Raw genomic sequence first — 16,710 nt, forward strand, 5'->3', positions numbered from 1 at the left:
CTGGCCGGTTCTCCCACCCCCGCCCGGCCCGGCCCGGCCAGGCCGGCCACCAGTGCTGATACCAGAATTGTTGCCAGGAAGAGGAATGTCCTTCGATGTCTACGGAGCATGGCACGGAGAATAATTTCGATCGACATCGAAGTCCACTGTGCTGTGTGGCGCGTCCACTCGGGCCGGATTAATTGTTTTTCCGAGCGACTGTCGAGGATATTTAACGGGCATTTTACCGCCCAGCCACCAATTATCGGCGCTTTCAGGCTGGCTGAGGGAGCTGAGAGTTGGCCGCAGTGGCTGTCAGCGGCCGGTGGACCCGTCGATCCTCTCGCGGATGATGTCCGCGTGCCCCGCGTGGCGTCCGATCTCCTCGATCATGTGGACCAGCACCCATCGCTGCGACGGCGGCAGGGCGCCACGGCCGGGCGGCCGGGGTGCCGGCTGGGTCAGCTCGGTCCAGGTCTCGATGACCCGGTTCGCCTGCACGATCGTTGCCCGATAGCCGGCGAGCAGGCCGTCGACGGTGTCGTCACGAGTGGGCTGGAAAGTGCGGCGCATGTTGGTGATCGGTTCTTCGAGGAAGTAGAACCGCTCGACGGCGGTCATGTGTTTGATCAACCCGAGGAGGTTGGTGCCGGAGGGCACGCCGGCGGTGCGGACCTCGGGCTCCGGTACGCCGGCGACCTTGTCCATGATCGCATTGCGGAGGTAGTCGATGAAGCCGACCAGAGTGTCCTTCTCCCCGGGGGCGGTCCATCCGGGCCCGGTGTCCTTGCGTTTCCTGGTTCGGGTGGTCGGCGGCATCAGCTTCTCCGATCATGTCGTTGGATGAGCAGAACGTTGTCGGTGACGGTGGCGCTCCGGCCTCCCGGTCCGGTGGCCCGGCGGCGCGGCATGTCGGCGCGTACGACGGACCACCGGGCCGGGTCGAGGGCCAGCTCGGCTGCGGTCTCGCCGGGTGAGGGGTAATGCGTGTCGGGATCTCTGTTCCACGACCAGGGCGCGGTCGAGCCGTGGTCGACGATCAGGAGATGACCGCCGGGGCGCAGCGCGTGCGCCGCGGTACGCAGTACTCGCCCGCGGTCCAGCGCGAAGGGAGTGTGCAGATACTGCGCGGAGATCAGGTCGAACTGCCCGTCGGGGAAGCTCCGGGCCAGATCGTGCTGTTCGCCGGTCACCCGGCCGTCGACGCCGAGTTGCCGGGCGCGTGCCCACACCCGTTCCACGGCGGCGGTTGAGATGTCCACAGCGGTGACCTGCCAGCCGTGCCGGGCAAGCCAGATGGTGTCGCCGCCGGCGCCACATCCCAGGTCGAGGGCATCGCCGGGAGGCAGTGTCCCGGCTGTCTCCTCCAGCACCGGGTTGGGGTTCCCAGCGGAGCCGCCGCGCCGGGCGCGGTGGTGCTGTTCCCAGAACGACTCGGCATCGAGTGCACCGGTCACCGGTCCGCCCCCCTCGCGAAGAACGTCACCAGTTCGGTGGTGACGAATTCCGGGTTCTCCTGGATCAGCCAGTGCCCGGCCCTGGGCACCTCCACGGCGCGGGTGATGGTGGGCATGAGGGGCCGGACCGTCGAGCGGGTGAAGTCGATTGTGCCTTCGGCCGTCAGCAGCATCGTCGGCATGGTGATCGGCTTCGCGGCCTTGTTGTCCCGTTCGTCCTGGTCCAGGGTGCGGTAGAGCTCAAACCCGCCGGTCAGGACTTGCGGGCGCTGGTACGTGCGGGCGTACTCGTCAATCTGTTGTGCGGTGAAGGGAGCCTTCGCGCCCGGCCCGCCGAAGCTGACCCCACCGTAGGCAACATACCCGTAGAAAAGAGACAGGTAGTCACGGACGTCGTCGTCGACCAACAACTCGGGGAACCCGTCCTGGTGGTGGAACGACATGTGCCAGCTCGCCTGCCGGTAGGCGCTCGCGCTGAGGGCGGGGCCGGGCATCGGATAGTCGAGGTGGGCGTACTTGACGACCTCGTCCGGGAACTGTGTGGCGTACTGGAACGCCACTCCGGCACCGAGATCGTGGCCGGCCAGGTTGATCTTCTTCAGCCCGAGCTTGTCGACGAGCAGCCGGTGGACGTAGCGGGCCAGGGTCGCCTTGTCGTAACTGGACGGCGCACCCTCGCTGTCGCCGAGTCCCGGCAGATCAAGCGCATACACGGTGTACTTCTCGGCGAGCGCCGGCATGATCTCGCGCCACGAGTACCACGACTGGGGCCAGCCGTGCAGGAGGACGAGCGGCTCGCCGGTGCCGCCGGTGACGTAGTGCATCGTCACGCCATCGACGTCGGCTGTCTCGTGGGTGAATTGACGGTTGAACGGGGCATCATCCCGGGTGGCCGCGTCGTGACCTGCCGCGATGGTGGCGCTCGCCTGCTGTGCCGTCGTGTTCTGCGTCCTGCCGCCGGTGGTGGTGCACGCTGTCGCCAGGACGAGCGCGGCCGTGGCGGCCGCGACGGTGCGCGACCACCGTGTTGCCGGTGGCGAAGTTGCTGCTGATGTGAGCATCGGTTACCTACCTCCGCCATCAGCATGACCAGCAGCGTTGCCTATTTGCGAGAAACGTTGCGGATCCGCATCATGGGTCCATGAACGTCACGTCGCACGACGTCCTCGCGGGCGTCGGCCCGCGCCTGCACGCACTACGCAAGGCCCGGAACATCTCCCTGGCCGCCCTGGCGGCAGAGACCGGCCTGACCGCAAGCACGCTGTCGCGTCTCGAGAACGGGAAACTGCGCCCGACGCTGGAGCAACTCCTACCGCTGGCGCGGGCGCACGGCGTCCCGCTCGACGAACTGGTCGCGGCCCCGCCCACCGGCGATCCACGCATCCACCTGCGGCCGGTACGGCGGTCCGGCTTCACCGTCGTGCCGCTGACCAGACGTCCCGGAGGCATCCAGGCCTACAAGGTGATCTATCCACCGGCCGGCAGATCGGCTACGACGACACTGCAGACCCACGATGGGTACGAATGGTTCTACGTACTCAACGGACATGTCAGGCTCGTCCTCGGTGACCAGGAATACCAGCTGGGCCCCGGCGAAGCCGCAGAGTTCGACACCCGCATCCCGCACCAGATCGGCAGCGCCGACGCTCAGGCCGCAGAGCTGCTCACCCTCTTCAGCGCCCAGGGCGAACGCGCCCACCTGTCGCCCTCCCTGACATCGCCCACCTGAACGACCCGGCTCAGGAGCAGACACCTCACCCGAGCCAGGCCGAGGGTGGCGCGACCAGCCACGGCATCCTTCGCAGAAACGCCCAGGAGCTCGGCTACCCCGCCTACCTGCCGTCCGGCACGCCGGGACCGCCCCGCAGCGACCTGCCCGACCGGGCATCGGCGAACATGAGCCCCATCAGAACGACGAACGCCGCCTGATGGAACTCCGGCGGGAAGATCCCCGGCGGGATCGTTCCCGGGTGAAGGTTGCCGAGCCACCGCTGCACCAGCGCGACGCTCTCGTGTTCGTCGACGCCGGCAAACACCTCGACCGCCCGTTCATAGTGGCGTCGAACCTCGTCGGCCGGCCCCGTGTCGAGCAGGGCCAGGCAGAGGCCGAGCAGCGCTTTGCCTTCGCGGTACCGGTCGCCGACCGTCCGGAAGATGCCCGCGGCCCGGGAGTGGGCGACGGCCGCGTCCCCGCACCGCCCCGCCGCCCGCAGATTGTTGCCGAGGTTGTACGAGGCGACACCCTCGCCCGGCCGGTCACCAGTCTCGCGACACGCCTCCACTGCCTGTTCGTAGGCCTCGGTGGCATCGTCGAACCGTTCCGCGTCCTGCAGGGCCACACCGAGGTTGCTCAGCGCGATGCCCTCGCTGCGCCGGTCGCCGGCCTCGCGGTACGCCTGCGCCGCCCGGGTGTGGGCGGCCGCCGCCTCGGCACACCGTCCACCTCTGCGCAGAGTCAGGCCGAGGCCGGTCAACGCCAAGCCTTCGTCGTCCCGGTCACCGCTGTCCCGGAAGAGCTCGACGGCCCGGGTGTGTGCGACGACCGCCTCGTCGAACCGCCGCACCGCCCGCAGCGCCGAGCCCAGATGGTGCCGTGCCTCAGCTTCGTGGTGCCGGTCGTCGAGCTCGCTGAAGAGGTCAGCGGCTCGGGTGTGCACGGCGATGGCCCGCTCGTGCTGCTGCATCCCCTGTAGGTCCGCGCCGAGGTTGTTCAGGGCGAGAGCCTCACCCTGCCGATCCCCGGTCTCGCGACAGATCCCGGCGGCCCGGGTGTGGGCGATGACCGCCTCGTCGAACCGCCCCACCGCCCGCAGCGCCTGGCCGATATTGTTCAACGCCGTGCCCTCGCTGTGCCGGGCGTCGATCTCACGATAGATGTCCAACGCCCGGGTGTGGGCGGCGATCGCCTCGTCGAACCGCTCCACCGCCCGCAGTGCCAGGCCGAGATTGTTCAGCGCCACGCCGACGTCGTGCCGGTCACCGGTCTCCCCGATGAGCTCGACCGCCCGGATGTGGGCGGTGACGGCCTCGTCGGACCGGCCCGCCTCGTTGAGGGCCGCGCCGAGGTGGCTCAGCGCCATGCCTTCGCCGTGCCGGTCCCCGGCCTCCCGGCAGAGGGCACGGAAGCTGTCGGTGACCGTGATCAGCTCCGACAGATACCGACGGAACGACAGGAACGTGTACAGGAGCGACGCCAGTCCGATGCTGGCCGTGCGGTGCCCGTGCGTCGCCGCGGTCGTACAGACGGCAATCAGATTGGGCCGTTCGATCTCCAACCAGGCCAACGCCTGTGCCCGCGTGGAAAAGGTGACCGTGACCGGGGGCGGCTGCATCTGCCCGGCCGCGGCGTAGGTGGTCTCGATCCGGGCCAGGGCGTCCGCCGGGACGGAGCGCGCGGCGAGCGCGGCGGCGACCGACGGAGGCTCCAGTTGGACACTGGCGGCGGCGGTGGTCGCGACGTAGTAGGTGAACAGCCGGGCACGGGCGGCATCCGGAGCATCGGCTCCGGCAGCCGAGTCCGACTGCTCCTCGGCGTAGAGGCGGACCAGGTCGTGCATCCGCCACCGCCCCCAGCTGGGGCCGGCCGCGACGAGGTGGGCCCGGGCCAGGTCCGCCAGCAGCGTCTCGGCCCGCTGCGCATCGGTGTCGACCAGGCATGCGGCGGCCTCCGTGCCGACCTCGGGGCCGGGGTTGACCGGCAGCAGTCGGAACAGGCGGGCCTGGGTGGGGTTCAGCTGCCGGTAGGAGAGGTCGAACGCGGCGCGCACCGCACGGTCCTCCCGGGTCAGCCGGTCCAGCCGGGTGTGTGCGGCGCGCAACGCCCCCGCGAGGGAGGCCAGCGTACGGGTGCCGGGATCGGCCAGCAGACCGGCGGCGATGTGCAGCGCCAGGGGCAGGCCCGCGCACAGTTCGGCTATCTCGGCAGCGGCCTGCGGCTCGTCGTGCCCCCTGCTGTCGGCCGGGCCGCGCAGCTGTCCCAACTGGTCGACCAGGAGCCGAACGGACGTCTCGACGTCCAACACGTCGAGGTCGTGCAGTCGGGCCCCGACCGCCAGGGTGTGTCGGGAGGTGATCAATGTGGCGGTGCTGTCGTCGCTCGGCAGCAGCGGGGTCACCTGGGCGGCGGTTGCCGCATTGTCGATCACCAGCAGCAGCCGCCGGTCCTGTGCGGCATAGGCGGCCAGCACGCTGCGGAACAACGCACTGCGGTCCTGCTCGCCCGCGGGGATGTACTCACCGGGCAGCCCCAGTGCCTGCAGCAGGCCGAGCAGCGCCGCGCCGGGCGACAGGCTCCGTTGCGGGTCGTAGCCGGACAGGTCCACGAACAGCACTCCGCCCGGGAACCACCCCGGCTGTCGTCGGGCCCGGGTGGCGGCCTGCACGACCAGCTCGGTCTTGCCGACCCCGGCCAGACCGGCCACCGCCGAGACCGGTCCCGCTCCGGTGCTCCCGCCGGGAGCCAGCTCCCTGAGCAGCAGCTCGACCTCGGTTTCCCGACCGGTGAAGGACTTCGTGGCCCGGGGGAGCCCGGCGGGGGTGACCTGCGGCGGCAGGGTCACGTTGATGGTGTGACCCTGAATCACCACGTTGAGGAACACCCCACCCGTGATCGTGTTCGAGGTCGCTCCGTCCGTCCGCCGGCCGAAGAGCCGGCGTCCGAACCCGTCGCCCTTCACGTCACCCCGCCCGGGACGGGTCGGCACCGTCGTCGGCAGCCGGCGGGTCGGCTGGCTGCCGGACGACGTCACGGGCCTGGATGACCGGGCCGCGGTACGTGCCGGCCGTGATCGTGTTGGTCACCGCACCGTCGGCGGCCGCCCGGGATGCCGGGGCGGGTGGGACCCCGAGCGTCAGGTCACGGGCCTGGATGACCGACTGGGCGAACTCGCCACCCTGGATCGTGTTGTCGACCCGACCGGCCGGCCCGGCCCCGGCCTGCGGCGTGGCCCTGCGGGTCGCCGCCGAGGTGTAGGCCGTCAGCGCCAACCCCAGCACGGTGGCGAAGATCCCCAGCGTGCTGGCCCACTTGTCGGCCTCCGTCACGCCGACCCGGACGAACGCCACGCCGAGGCCGACCAGGCCCAGCGAGCAGAGTGTGCCGGCCGCCCACCCGGCGATCTTCGTGTTACGACGGGTCATCGTTGCATTGTCTAGGGTCACCGCCACTGGTGGAACACAGCCGGGGCGGCGGGCGACGTTCGGCCGGCGGCCGGTGGTCGCCGCTTCGGCGACGAGACCGCGGAGGATGAGGGCGAGCCCCGCCTCGAAGGCGGTTTCGTGGCCGATGGGCGGCAGGCCCGCGCTGTGTCGGCCACGGCGCATTCCCGCAGGGGGCGGACTTCACCGGGCCGGTGCCAACCCGTTCTCGACGGCGATGCGTTCGATCTCGGCGGGTGTGCCCGTCATCAGGGCGCGGCAGTGCCGGTTGACCAGGTCGGCGGGCCAGTCCCACCACGCGGCCCGTCGCAGCCGGTGGATGTCGTCGTCGTCGAAGCGCTGCCGGATCGGCCGCGCCGGGTTACCGCCGACGATCGTGTAGGCCGGCACGTCGGTGGTGACCACCGCACCGGCGGCGATGATCGCCCCGTCGCCGATCCGTACGCCCGGCATGACCGTCGCCCGGTAGCCGAACCACACGTCGTTGCCGATGACGGTGTCACCCCGGCTGGGCATGGCGGTCACGACGTCGAGGGTCCGCTCGGCCCATTCGCCGCCGAAGAGGGTGAACGGGAAGGTCGACGGACCCGTGACCGGGTGGTCGCCCCCGGCCATCAGGAACCGGGTGCCTGCCGCTATCGCGCAGAACCTGCCGATGACCAGCTGTTCCGGTCCGAAGTGGTAGAGCACGTTGCGCTGCTCGAAGCCGGCAGCGTCGTCGGGATCGTCGTAGTACGTGTAGTCCCCGACGGTGATCTTGGGGGAGGTGACCAGCGGCTTGAGGAACACCACCCGGGGATGCATCGCCACCGGGTGGAGGGTCGTCGGGTCGGGCGGCATGGCGGACCTCGCTCGTTAAGGCTACGGCTGTAGCGATAGCATCGTGGCATGGCGTCGCCACGACCGACAAGCGATCACCCCGACGAGGCGGTGACCGACCGCGCGCGCCGACCCGGCGGACGCAGCGCAGCGGTCCGCCGCCGCGTACTCGACGCCGCGCTCGCCCAGCTGGTGCAGCACGGCTACGACTCCCTGAGCATCGACGTGGTGGCCGAGCGCTCGGGTGTCCACCGCACGACGGTCTACCGACGCTGGCGGGATGTCGGTGGCCTGCTGGCCGACGTCCTGAACGAGGCGAGCGTCGACGCCTGGCGCCCACCCGACACCGGCTCACTCGAAGGTGACCTCGTCGCGGCCAACCACGAGGTGTACGCGGCACTGACCACCGACCCGGTGACCGTCGCGCTCATCGGCGCGTCCTTCCGGTCCGACCAGGCCGCCGAGGCCCTACGCGCCTTCTGGGTCGACCGCTACGACCGTTGCGCCGACATCACCCGGCGTGCCGTCGAACGCGGTGAGATCCCGGCGGGCACCGACAGCCGTCAACTGCTCGTCGCCGCAACCGCCCCGCTGTACCACGAACTCCTCCTCCTGCGGGCGGCCAGCGACGCCGACCTTCCCGAACGCGTCGCCCGCAGCGTCGCCACCGCCGCCCGCGCGGGCGCCTACGCCCACCGGTAGCACACCAGCGAACCGGGCCGGGCCCGCAGCGATCACGCGGGTCAGTCGGGACGACGCTCACCCCCGGCGTCGGCCAGACCGTCGACGAGCAGCTGCGCCTCGTCGGTCGAGATGGCCATCGTGGTGCTGAGCAGGTCGACGGCCTGCTCGCGGTGCCCGGCCTCCACGAGTGCCGCGATCCGCAGCCAGGCGAACGCGTCGACCATCGCGTCGGGTGTCGGGGATCGCCCCTCCAACGGGGCGGTGGGGTCCTGAGCCGACCGGTCCGCCGCCGGACGATCCGCGGTGGCGGGGGAGGCCGTGTCCGCGGCGGACGCCGCAGCAGTCGGCGGGTCGGACGGGACGTCGTCAGCGGCGGGGGCCCGGGCGGCGGCTTCGTGTCTGCGGGCGTCGGCGATCCGGGTGGCCGCGTCCCACTGGCGGGTGTCCGCGCTCGGGGACGCGGCGGCGGCCCGGGCCCGCAGCTCGCGTACCTGGGAGCCCAGCAGGTCCCGGCTGCCGCCACGGCGACGCAGGATCATCGTGATCACCGTGATGAGCACGACCGCGACGACGAACCCCAGCACCAGCTCCAGCAGGCTCACGTCGGTACCACCGGGACTCATCAGGTCACACGGTCCCGGCCCGGATCACCGCAGCGCGCAGGTGCTCGTCGGAGGCGGCGCTGGCCGGCCGGTGGGGGACACGTCCGACGACAGGCTCCGGGCTGCCCGGGCCACCGTGGCCCATTGCAGGTCCCGGTGGAACGCGGCGGTGCGCGGTCCGGCCGAGGGACGCGGCCGGCAACGCCACCGTCGGCACCGCTGCGGTCTTCCACCACATGCGGGGCATGGTAGTGCCGCAGCGGCACCTGCCCGACCGTGCGTCCCGGCCAGGGTCCGGTCGGACCCTGGCCGGGAGCATCCGGTCAGCCGATCCGGCCGGCGCGCTGCCGGCGGCGGGTCAGCAGGAGGAGGACGATGCCCAGGAGCGCGAGCATCACCCCGATGGTCAGCGGCGCGACGATGGCGTCACCGGTCACCGGCAAGGATCCGCGCCACGTAACGGAAGGTAAACCCGTTGGACGTGCCCCGCCGGTGCTTACCACGACAGTGGTGTCACCGGCCGCGCAGGGCGGCGTACGGAAGGTCGACGAGCGACCGTCCGGTGCCACCGTGACCTGCTGGCCGGGATGGTCGTGGCGCGGATGGTGACCGTGGTGCCGCCCGGCACGAACCCGGAACCACTGACCGTCACCGTGGTGCCGCCACCGGTCGGCCCCTGCCCGGGGCTGACGGTGTCGATGCGCGGCGGGACGGGTTCGTAGGTGAACCCGTCAGGCGCGGTGACGTCGTCGCCGGGCAGCAGGACGGTGACGTCCACCGCGCCGGGCGAACCGGGTGGGGTGACCACGGTCAGCGAGGTGCCGTTCGGGTTCACCACGAGGTTGGTGCCGGCCGGGTTGACGGTGAACCCGGTGCCGGGCACCCCGTCGAAGGTCACCCCGGTCGCTGCGGTGAACCCGGTCCCGGTGATGGTGACCGTGGTGCCACCCGAGGTCGGCCCGCTCGTCGGGGTCAGCCCGGTCACGGTCGCTCCACTGCCGTCGGGGAGATAGGTGTAGCCCAGCGGCGCTGCCGTACCGCCGCCGGTGGTCACCACCACGACGGCCGGTCCGACCGTGTGGGCGGGGTGACCGCCGTCAGCGCGGTGCCGCCGGGACTGACCGTGACATCGGTGGCGGGCACCCCGTCGAAGGTGACTGTCGTGTCACCGGGGACGAAGCCGGTGCCGGTGATCGTCACCGTCTGGCCGCCCGACTGCGGGCCCTCGTCGGGAGTGATCGTCGCGGTGGTCGGTGCCGCCGCCGGACGCCCGCAGATGGCCTCGGCCACGATCACGATGCCGACCGGGATGGTGACCGGGACGACGAGGACGGTGCCCGACAGGGTGAGGACGGCCCGCACGGTGATCGCGGTGGCGCCGGTGGCGGTGGTCGTCTCGACGCGGGTCAACGAGGCGTTCAGACTCGCGCCCAGCAGCCCCGGCACCACCACTGCCGCGCTGCCCACGACGGCGGGAGTGTTCGCCGTCAGCGTCACCGTCGTGCCGAACAGTTCCAGCCCGACGAGCGTGGTGTCGGCACTGGTCGCGCCGATCTGCGGGCAGACGGCGGTGGCGGTGACCTCGGCGGCGTCCAGCACGTCGATGCCGAGCACGGTCAGGTTGAGACCGTTGACGCTGGCGGACGCCGACGAGCCGTCCGCCGCCCGGGTGGCGGTGACCTCCTCGACGGTGCCGCTGGCGGTCACGCCGAGCGCACCCGGTATCGAGATCGCCAGTAGCGTCTCGGTGTCGGTGCCCCCGGCGGCCGGCGCGGTGGCGGTGCCGATGGTGGCGCCGGCGGTGATCACTGCTATCCCGGCCACCTCGGCGGACAGGTCGACTGAGCACGGTGCGTCCGCCCCGGTCATGCCCCGGTCGACCTGGGCGGGATCGCGTCCCCACCCGATGGCGCGTCCCCGTCGACCGCGGCAGGCGGCAGTTTGTTCACAGCATTGGAATACCGGAGTTAACCCGGTTCTCGGTTTATCGCGGAATCAAGACGATCGTCGATACCTTCATGTACGATCGTCTATCGGTGACGTGCGAGGACGGGGTCTTCTGTGCTGCATGGCCGGTACCACCCCTGATGTCGGCTGCGGCCCTGGTCGCACCAAATGGAAGCGCTCCGCCGGTGTCCGCCCGGGCCAGCTGTCGCGGCTGGCTGAGCCGCAGTTCGACTCCCGGAGAAAGACGTCGTCGTCGCATCGTCGGCGACCCCATACACGGCCAGAACGGCGAGGTGGCAGTGACATGAAGGTTCTCGTAATCGGCGGTGGCCCGGCTGGTAGCACCGCAGCGACAGCGATGGCCCAGTCCGGACTCGACGTGCAGCTCATCGAGAGCTCCCACTTTCCGCGATACCACGTGGGTGAGTCGCTCACGCCGTCGTGCCGGGTGGTGCTGGACGTCATCGGCATGTCGAAAGTCATCGACGACTATGGTTTCGTGAAGAAGAACGGCGGCGTCATCCACTGGGATGACGACCAGTGGGCGTTCGACTGGCAAGAACAGTCCGGAGTGCAGTCGTGGCAGGTGGATCGCAGCGAGTTCGACACGCTGCTGCTGGAGCACGCCCGCCAGAACGGGGTTGCCGTCACCACCGGCGTCACCGGTCGTTCAGTTCGGTTCGCCGACGGCCGGCCCGTGGCCGTGGAGTGCTCCTCGGAGCACGGTGAATCGTTCACCGTGGATGATTTCGACTTTCTGGTCGACGCCACCGGCCGTAACGGGCTGCTCAGCACCCGTCACTTCGGCAACCGTGAGCCGCTGAGCAACCTGCGGAACGTCGGCATCTGGGGCTACTGGACCGGCGCCAGGCTGCTGCCCGAAACGCCGACCGGAGGAATCAACATCATTTCCTCGCCAGAGGGTTGGTACTGGGTGATCCCCATGGCGGGCGGACGGATGAGTATCGGTTACGTCACCACCAAGGACGCCTTCGCCCGTGACCGTTCCGAGCATCCGTCGTCGGACGACCTGTACCGGCACCTGATCACCGCCTCGCCGACCGTGGCGGACCTGACCGCCGGGGCGGCGTTCCTGGGCACTACCAGGGTCGAGACCGACTACTCGTACATCGCGGATCAGTTCTGCGGGCCGGGTTACGCGATCGTGGGCGACGCCGCATGCTTCCTGGACCCGCTCCTGTCCACCGGCGTGCATCTGGCGCTCTACAGCGCTCTGACCGCGGCGGCGTGCGTCGCTTCGATGGACCGTGGCGAGGTCAGTGAAGCGGAGGCCCTCAGGTTCTTCGAATTTGCCTACCGTCGTGCGTACATGCGTCTCTTCGCGCTGGTGAGCATCATGTACGAGCGCTATCTCGGTAAGGACGGCTTCTTCCTCACGTCCGACCGGTTGATCGGAGACGAGCAGGCCGTGCAGGCGGATGAAGGCGTCTCGTCCCGTTCCTTCGCGGAGATCATCGGTGGCCTGTCCGACCTGCGTGAGGCGGCCAACTCGTCCACCCGCGTCATCACCGATCAACTGCGTGACGAAGCGGTGCGGGTGCAGATGCGGGCCGTGCGCGCACCGGACTCCGTCGGGCCCGACTTCACCCCGGTCCGTGGCAACCCGCTCTCCGATGCGGAGTCGGCTGACTACCGCCTCGTCACCAGCCCGCACCTCGGCCTTGAGCGGGTCCGTGAGACGCCTGCCTGAAGGCGCTCACGGTCGCTCCCACCCTGTCCCGACGGTCCGCGCCTGACCCGGGCTCGGCAGTCTGCGCGTGACCCGGGCTCGGCAGGCTGCGCCTGACCCGGGCTCGGCAGGCTGCGCCTGTCGTACGGGTCGTGACGTGCCGACTGTGCGCGCCCGGGTCATGGGGGCGTGGCTGACCGTGGTTGCCCTGGTCGTGCGGCCAGGGCAACCTGGGGGCTGTGCGGCCAGGGCGACCCGGGGCCGTGCGGGAGGGGGACGCCGGGTTGGGCCGGCGTTGCGGACTCGTGCGGTCTTCCTCCCTGTTTGACAGCCGATGGACGTACTGCTAGTTGTTAATAGAGTTTCCTAATTCTTGCGGTGCCCGCCTGGGCGAACGTCGCGTCCGGGCACCGACCGGCCGGCGGCCTGCCGCCCTTCCCCCGAGGAACGCCATGGTGCGCAGAAGAACAGTCGCCTACGCGGTGGGCACCCTGCTGACCGGCATCGCGGCGGTCGGCTACGGCCTGCCGTCGGCCAGCGCCGCAGCCGCCGGCCCGATCACCGGTCTGGCCGGCAGGTGCGTCGACGTGGCCGGTGCCAACCCGGCCAACGGCACGGCCGTGCAGCTCTACGACTGCAACGGCACGGCGGCCCAGACGTGGACGGTGGGCAACAGCGACAGCTCGATCCGTGCGCTCGGCAAGTGCCTCGACGTCACCGCCGCGTCGACCACCAACGGCACCAAGATCCAGCTGTACGACTGCAACGGCACCGGCGCCCAGAAATGGACCGCCGCCGCTGGCGGCGCCCTGGTCAACCCCGCCTCGGGCAAGTGTCTCGACGTGACCGACCACAGCACCGCGAACGGCGCCCGACTACAGATCTGGACCTGCGGTGGCACCGCCAACCAGCAGTGGACCCTCCCCGGCGGCGGCACCCCGACCCCGACCGCCACCGCCCCGGCCGGCACCAACCTCGACGACCCGGCGAAGAAGGACGTCGCCATGCAGCTCGTCTCGGCGGCCGAGAACTCCTCGCTCGACTGGCGTGCCCAGTTCTCCTACATCGAGGACATCGGCGACGGTCGTGGCTACACCGCCGGCATCATCGGCTTCTGCTCCGGCACCGGCGACATGCTCGAACTGGTCCAGGCGTACACGAACACCAAGCCCGGCAACGTGCTGGCCGGCTACCTGCCGGCGCTGCGCGCCGTCAACGGCACCGCGTCGCACGCGGGCCTCGACCCGAACTACCCCCGCGACTGGCGCACCGCCGCCAACGACCCGGTGTTCCGCGCCGCCCAGGAGGCCGAACGGGACCGGGTCTACTTCACCCCGTCGGTCCGCGACGGGAAGAACGACGGGGTCCGGGCACTCGGCCAGTTCGCCTACTACGACGCGGCCGTCATGCACGGGTACGAGGGCATGCGGCAGATCCGCAGCCGCGCCCTCACCCGGGCGAAGCCCCCGGCGCAGGGCGGCAACGAGCGGACCTGGCTCAACGCGTTCCTCGACGAGCGGGTCGTCGAGATGAAGAAGGAGGAGGCCCACTCGGACACCTCCCGCGTCGACACGGCCCAGCGGGTGTTCCTCGACAACGGCAACTTCGACCTGAACACGCCACTGGTCTTCGCCGTCTACGGCGACCAGTACCGCATCGGCTGAAACGTGTCGTGCCACGGTGTGGTCCAGGGCGTCGGCGCGGTGCCGACGCCCTGGACCGTTCCCTCAGGGTGCCCAGGGTGTCGCGATGTTCCAGGTGCTGTCCGCGGCCCACAGCACGGGTGTGTTCCACGCCGAGCCGCCCGTGCCGTCACTCAGCCAGACCTCCGAGTTGAAATGCCGCAGGTACCTGCCCCGGAAGTTGTAGGACTCCAACGAGACCCCACCCCCGCCGACCCCGACCCGGGCACACCAGGTGGCATCCGCGCGCAGCAGCGCCGAGCCGTCGTCCGGCGAGTTGCGTACGCGCGACTCCTGGTGCCGGAGGAACTGCCCGGGGAAGTTGACCGACTCGAACGAATAGCACGCCGCGTCGGCCAGACCCGCCCGGACCGTGTACGTCGCGTCGTTCCTGAGCACCGCCGAGCTGTTGGCGTCCACGACCTCGGTGTAGGCGAGGCTGTCCCGGTGCCGCAGGAACCGGTTGGTGTACCCGGGAGTCGTCACCTGTAGGGAACGGCGGGTGTTCAGCGGCAGCGCCACCGGTGCCGAGCTGCCGACCGTCCTCGACGCGGCGATGAGGGCCAGGTTCGCGGCCCGCACCCGGGCCTGGTCCATCTTGACCACCTGCCGGTCGTAGGTGAGGAATCCGTTCAGCTCACCCTCCTGGTCGGTGATCTCGGTGTAGACCGAGGCGCTGAGCCCCTTGCCGATCATGAGGTTCTGCGTGCCCTGCACCAGGCCGACGTAGCGGTCGGTCAGCACGGTCGCGTTCGGCTGCCACTCGTAGGCGAAGAAGCTGCCGTTCGGGCTCCACTCGTGCCCGGGCGCGCGCAGGCCGAGGCCGCCGAACTCACCGAGCACGGCGATCCGGCTCCCCGACGGCACCGGTGAGCCCGGCCCCAGATAGACGTGCCAGTCGTCGATGTCGCCGTTGCCGGGATCGCCCAACGACTGGCAGCAGTTGTGGCCGCTGTGCGCGTTGACCAGCCGGGTCGGGTCCTGGGTCTTGACGGCCTGGGCGACCCGGCGGGTGTCGGCCAGCGCCCGCTCACCCCACCCCTCGTTGTAGACGGTGTAGGTGACGACGGCCGGCGAGCTGCGATGCTCGTTCACGATCTCGCGGGCCTCGGCTTCGAGCTGCGCCTGCTGCGCGTCGGTCGCGTTGATGTCCTGCGCGGTCAGGGACGGGACGTCCTGCCACACCAGCAGACCGAGCCGGTCGGCGTGGTAGAACCAGCGCTGCGGTTCGACCTTGATGTGCTTGCGCACCATGTTGAAGCCCAGGTCCTTGTGTTTTTGCAGGTCGAAGGCGAGCGCGGCGTCGGTGGGCGCGGTGTAGAGCCCGTCCGGCCAGAAGCCCTGGTCCAGCGTGCCGGCCTGGAAGACAAACTGGCCGTTGAGCTTGGGCCGTAGGACACCGTTGACCACGCCGGTGCTGATCTCGCGCATCCCGAAGTAGTGGGTGGTCCGGTCGACCTCACCGCCCGCGGCATTACGCAGGGTGATGCGCAGGTGGTAGAGGAACGGGTCGTCGGGCGACCAGCGGCGGGCGTTCGGCACGGGCACCGCGAACTCGGTGAAACCGCCGGTGGCGGAGCCGACCACGGTGGTGCCGTCGAGCGCTTCGGCCAGGACACGGTGACCACTGACGTCCCCCCGGGTGGCGACCCGGACGCGCAGGGTGTCGTCGGCCAGCCTCGGTGTGAGGTCGACGCTGCTGATCGAGGCCGTCGGCACCGGTTCCAGCCACACGGTCTGCCAGATGCCCGAGCTGGGCGTGTAGAAGATCCCGCCGGGCTGCTTGGTCTGCTTGCCGATCGGCGGCAGACTGCCGTTCTGCCGGCTGTCCGTCGGGTCCCACACCTTCACCACGATCTCGTTCGCGCCGCCCCGCAACGGCGCGGTGACGTCGAGGGTGAAGGCGTCGTAGCCACCGGTGTGACCACCGACGGCCACCCCGTTGACCCAGACGGTGGTCTGCCAGTCCACCGCGCCGAAGTGGAGCAGCACCCGGCGTCCGTTCCAGCTCTCGGGCACCGTCACCACCCGCCGGTAGAACAGGTAGTTGCGGTTGTCGCCGGCGGCGCGCTGCACCCCGGACAGGGCGCTCTCCACCGGGAACGGCACGTTGATCCGCTCGGGCAGCTCGGTGCCGAACGCCGGGGCGTCGTCGGTGGCGGACTGGCGTAGCTGCCATTCGCCGTTGAGGTTGAGCCAGTCGGACCGGGTCATCTGCGGTCGCGGGTACTCCGGCAGTGGCGTGCCGACGAGTGCCTGGGCGGTCCAGGGGGTGGTCAGCGGTGGGTTCTTGGCCGGCACGGCGCGCGCCGGGCTGGCCGGCGCGGCGAGCAGGCCGGCGATCAGGGTGAGAACGAGTAGCAGGGGGGCGGCGAGGCGGACGGGATCGGGACGTGTCATGCCGTCTCCATCGGACGGGCCGTCAGGGCCGAACTGCGCCGCCGGCGGCTGGCAGTGGGTGTCGGGCGGCCGGTCAGGTCACGTCCGGTCCCCAGGCCGGGCGCGGACGTCGGGGGAAGTCCCGGGCGGCAGGTGGCAGTCGGCAGAACTTCCGGGCGGTGTGTATAACGTTATAGATCCCCGCCGGACAACACGTCAATCCCCATCCGTCGATGCGTTGCCGCCCGCGCGTCCGCCACCCGGATCGGTAGCCTCATCTCCGCACCGCCGCGCTGTGCCCGGTGGACGTCGGC

The 16,710-nt window shown here is 70.5% G+C and carries 15 protein-coding genes; 4 read left to right on the forward strand and 11 right to left on the reverse strand.

All coding sequences use genetic code 11. From position 1 onward, the window contains the following. Positions 1-294 precede the first annotated feature (294 nt). Genes ACQP2H_RS11815 through ACQP2H_RS11825 form a run of 3 tightly spaced genes read right to left on the reverse strand, consistent with a single transcriptional unit; the run spans position 295 to position 2,497 of the window. A complete protein-coding gene (locus tag ACQP2H_RS11815) occupies positions 295-798 on the reverse strand; it encodes a DinB family protein (protein ID WP_433232706.1) in 504 nt (167 codons plus the stop codon). After that, entirely contained in the window at positions 798-1,436 is a 639-nt protein-coding gene (locus ACQP2H_RS11820; protein WP_433232708.1) for a class I SAM-dependent methyltransferase, read from the reverse strand. Before ACQP2H_RS11820 ends, ACQP2H_RS11815 begins: the two co-directional genes overlap by 1 nt. Continuing rightward, positions 1,433-2,497, reverse strand: coding sequence for an alpha/beta fold hydrolase (locus ACQP2H_RS11825; RefSeq protein WP_433232711.1), 1,065 nt, complete (start codon positions 2,495-2,497; stop codon positions 1,433-1,435). The genes ACQP2H_RS11820 and ACQP2H_RS11825 overlap by 4 nt, the downstream gene beginning before the upstream one ends. A gap of 80 nt (positions 2,498-2,577) precedes the next feature. Here ACQP2H_RS11825 and ACQP2H_RS11830 point away from each other — a divergent pair, with 80 nt between their 5' ends. Continuing rightward, positions 2,578-3,165 (forward strand): helix-turn-helix domain-containing protein, encoded by a 588-nt coding sequence (locus ACQP2H_RS11830; RefSeq protein ID WP_219460297.1) that lies wholly within the window; start codon positions 2,578-2,580, stop codon positions 3,163-3,165. Positions 3,166-3,268: 103 nt separating this feature from the next. Here ACQP2H_RS11830 and ACQP2H_RS11835 read toward each other — a convergent pair whose 3' ends face one another. The 3 genes from ACQP2H_RS11835 to ACQP2H_RS11845 form a co-directional block, all read right to left on the reverse strand. Further along, positions 3,269-6,184 (reverse strand): ATP-binding protein, encoded by a 2,916-nt coding sequence (locus ACQP2H_RS11835; protein ID WP_357537301.1) that lies wholly within the window; start codon positions 6,182-6,184, stop codon positions 3,269-3,271. Beyond that, positions 6,114-6,575 carry a hypothetical protein gene (locus ACQP2H_RS11840; protein WP_433232715.1) on the reverse strand — a complete coding sequence of 154 codons (462 nt, stop codon included), beginning with the start codon at positions 6,573-6,575 and terminating at the stop codon, positions 6,114-6,116. The genes ACQP2H_RS11835 and ACQP2H_RS11840 overlap by 71 nt, the downstream gene beginning before the upstream one ends. A 201-nt stretch (positions 6,576-6,776) precedes the next feature. Further along, positions 6,777-7,397 carry a CatB-related O-acetyltransferase gene (locus ACQP2H_RS11845; RefSeq protein ID WP_255597984.1) on the reverse strand — a complete coding sequence of 207 codons (621 nt, stop codon included), beginning with the start codon at positions 7,395-7,397 and terminating at the stop codon, positions 6,777-6,779. A gap of 84 nt (positions 7,398-7,481) precedes the next feature. On the opposite strand from ACQP2H_RS11845, the gene ACQP2H_RS11850 reads away from it, so the two are divergent. Next, positions 7,482-8,114, forward strand: a complete 633-nt coding sequence (locus ACQP2H_RS11850) for a TetR/AcrR family transcriptional regulator (RefSeq protein WP_219460308.1) — start codon at positions 7,482-7,484, stop codon at positions 8,112-8,114. A 41-nt stretch (positions 8,115-8,155) separates the two neighbouring features. Here the strand turns inward: ACQP2H_RS11850 and ACQP2H_RS11855 are convergent, their stop codons facing one another. From ACQP2H_RS11855 to ACQP2H_RS11870, 4 genes are all read right to left on the reverse strand, one after another. Then, positions 8,156-8,719, reverse strand: a complete 564-nt coding sequence (locus ACQP2H_RS11855) for a hypothetical protein (protein WP_357537297.1) — start codon at positions 8,717-8,719, stop codon at positions 8,156-8,158. A gap of 302 nt (positions 8,720-9,021) precedes the next feature. Further along, positions 9,022-9,135 (reverse strand): LPXTG cell wall anchor domain-containing protein, encoded by a 114-nt coding sequence (locus ACQP2H_RS11860; protein WP_433232718.1) that lies wholly within the window; start codon positions 9,133-9,135, stop codon positions 9,022-9,024. Positions 9,136-9,194: 59 nt separating this feature from the next. Further along, positions 9,195-9,758, reverse strand: coding sequence for an IPT/TIG domain-containing protein (locus ACQP2H_RS11865; RefSeq protein ID WP_219460318.1), 564 nt, complete (start codon positions 9,756-9,758; stop codon positions 9,195-9,197). Continuing rightward, positions 9,749-10,567 (reverse strand): IPT/TIG domain-containing protein, encoded by an 819-nt coding sequence (locus tag ACQP2H_RS11870; protein WP_433232721.1) that lies wholly within the window; start codon positions 10,565-10,567, stop codon positions 9,749-9,751. The genes ACQP2H_RS11865 and ACQP2H_RS11870 overlap by 10 nt, the downstream gene beginning before the upstream one ends. A gap of 382 nt (positions 10,568-10,949) precedes the next feature. Between ACQP2H_RS11870 and ACQP2H_RS11875 the strand changes: the two genes are divergently transcribed. Next, entirely contained in the window at positions 10,950-12,356 is a 1,407-nt protein-coding gene (locus ACQP2H_RS11875) for an NAD(P)/FAD-dependent oxidoreductase (RefSeq protein ID WP_219460326.1), read from the forward strand. Between the two features lie 431 nt (positions 12,357-12,787). Beyond that, positions 12,788-13,999 carry a chitosanase gene (locus ACQP2H_RS11880; protein WP_433232724.1) on the forward strand — a complete coding sequence of 404 codons (1,212 nt, stop codon included), beginning with the start codon at positions 12,788-12,790 and terminating at the stop codon, positions 13,997-13,999. Positions 14,000-14,062: 63 nt separating this feature from the next. Here ACQP2H_RS11880 and ACQP2H_RS11885 read toward each other — a convergent pair whose 3' ends face one another. Beyond that, positions 14,063-16,417, reverse strand: a complete 2,355-nt coding sequence (locus ACQP2H_RS11885; RefSeq protein ID WP_357537292.1) for an AbfB domain-containing protein — start codon at positions 16,415-16,417, stop codon at positions 14,063-14,065. Positions 16,418-16,710 lie beyond the last annotated feature (293 nt).

The sequence above is a fragment of the Micromonospora sp. CA-248260 genome (assembly GCF_050942205.1).
GTDB lineage: Bacteria > Actinomycetota > Actinomycetes > Mycobacteriales > Micromonosporaceae > Micromonospora > Micromonospora antibiotica.

Coding starts and splice junctions, on each gene's coding strand:
- ACQP2H_RS11825 (WP_433232711.1), bottom strand. CDS start 2,497: ATGCTCACATCAGCAGCAACTTCGCCACCGGCAACACGGTGGTCGCGC.
- ACQP2H_RS11875 (WP_219460326.1), top strand. CDS start 10,950: ATGAAGGTTCTCGTAATCGGCGGTGGCCCGGCTGGTAGCACCGCAGCG.
- ACQP2H_RS11880 (WP_433232724.1), top strand. CDS start 12,788: ATGGTGCGCAGAAGAACAGTCGCCTACGCGGTGGGCACCCTGCTGACC.
- ACQP2H_RS11830 (WP_219460297.1), top strand. CDS start 2,578: ATGAACGTCACGTCGCACGACGTCCTCGCGGGCGTCGGCCCGCGCCTG.
- ACQP2H_RS11855 (WP_357537297.1), bottom strand. CDS start 8,719: ATGAGTCCCGGTGGTACCGACGTGAGCCTGCTGGAGCTGGTGCTGGGG.
- ACQP2H_RS11850 (WP_219460308.1), top strand. CDS start 7,482: ATGGCGTCGCCACGACCGACAAGCGATCACCCCGACGAGGCGGTGACC.
- ACQP2H_RS11815 (WP_433232706.1), bottom strand. CDS start 798: ATGCCGCCGACCACCCGAACCAGGAAACGCAAGGACACCGGGCCCGGA.
- ACQP2H_RS11870 (WP_433232721.1), bottom strand. CDS start 10,567: ATGACCGGGGCGGACGCACCGTGCTCAGTCGACCTGTCCGCCGAGGTG.
- ACQP2H_RS11885 (WP_357537292.1), bottom strand. CDS start 16,417: ATGACACGTCCCGATCCCGTCCGCCTCGCCGCCCCCCTGCTACTCGTT.
- ACQP2H_RS11840 (WP_433232715.1), bottom strand. CDS start 6,575: ATGACCCGTCGTAACACGAAGATCGCCGGGTGGGCGGCCGGCACACTC.
- ACQP2H_RS11845 (WP_255597984.1), bottom strand. CDS start 7,397: ATGCATCCCCGGGTGGTGTTCCTCAAGCCGCTGGTCACCTCCCCCAAG.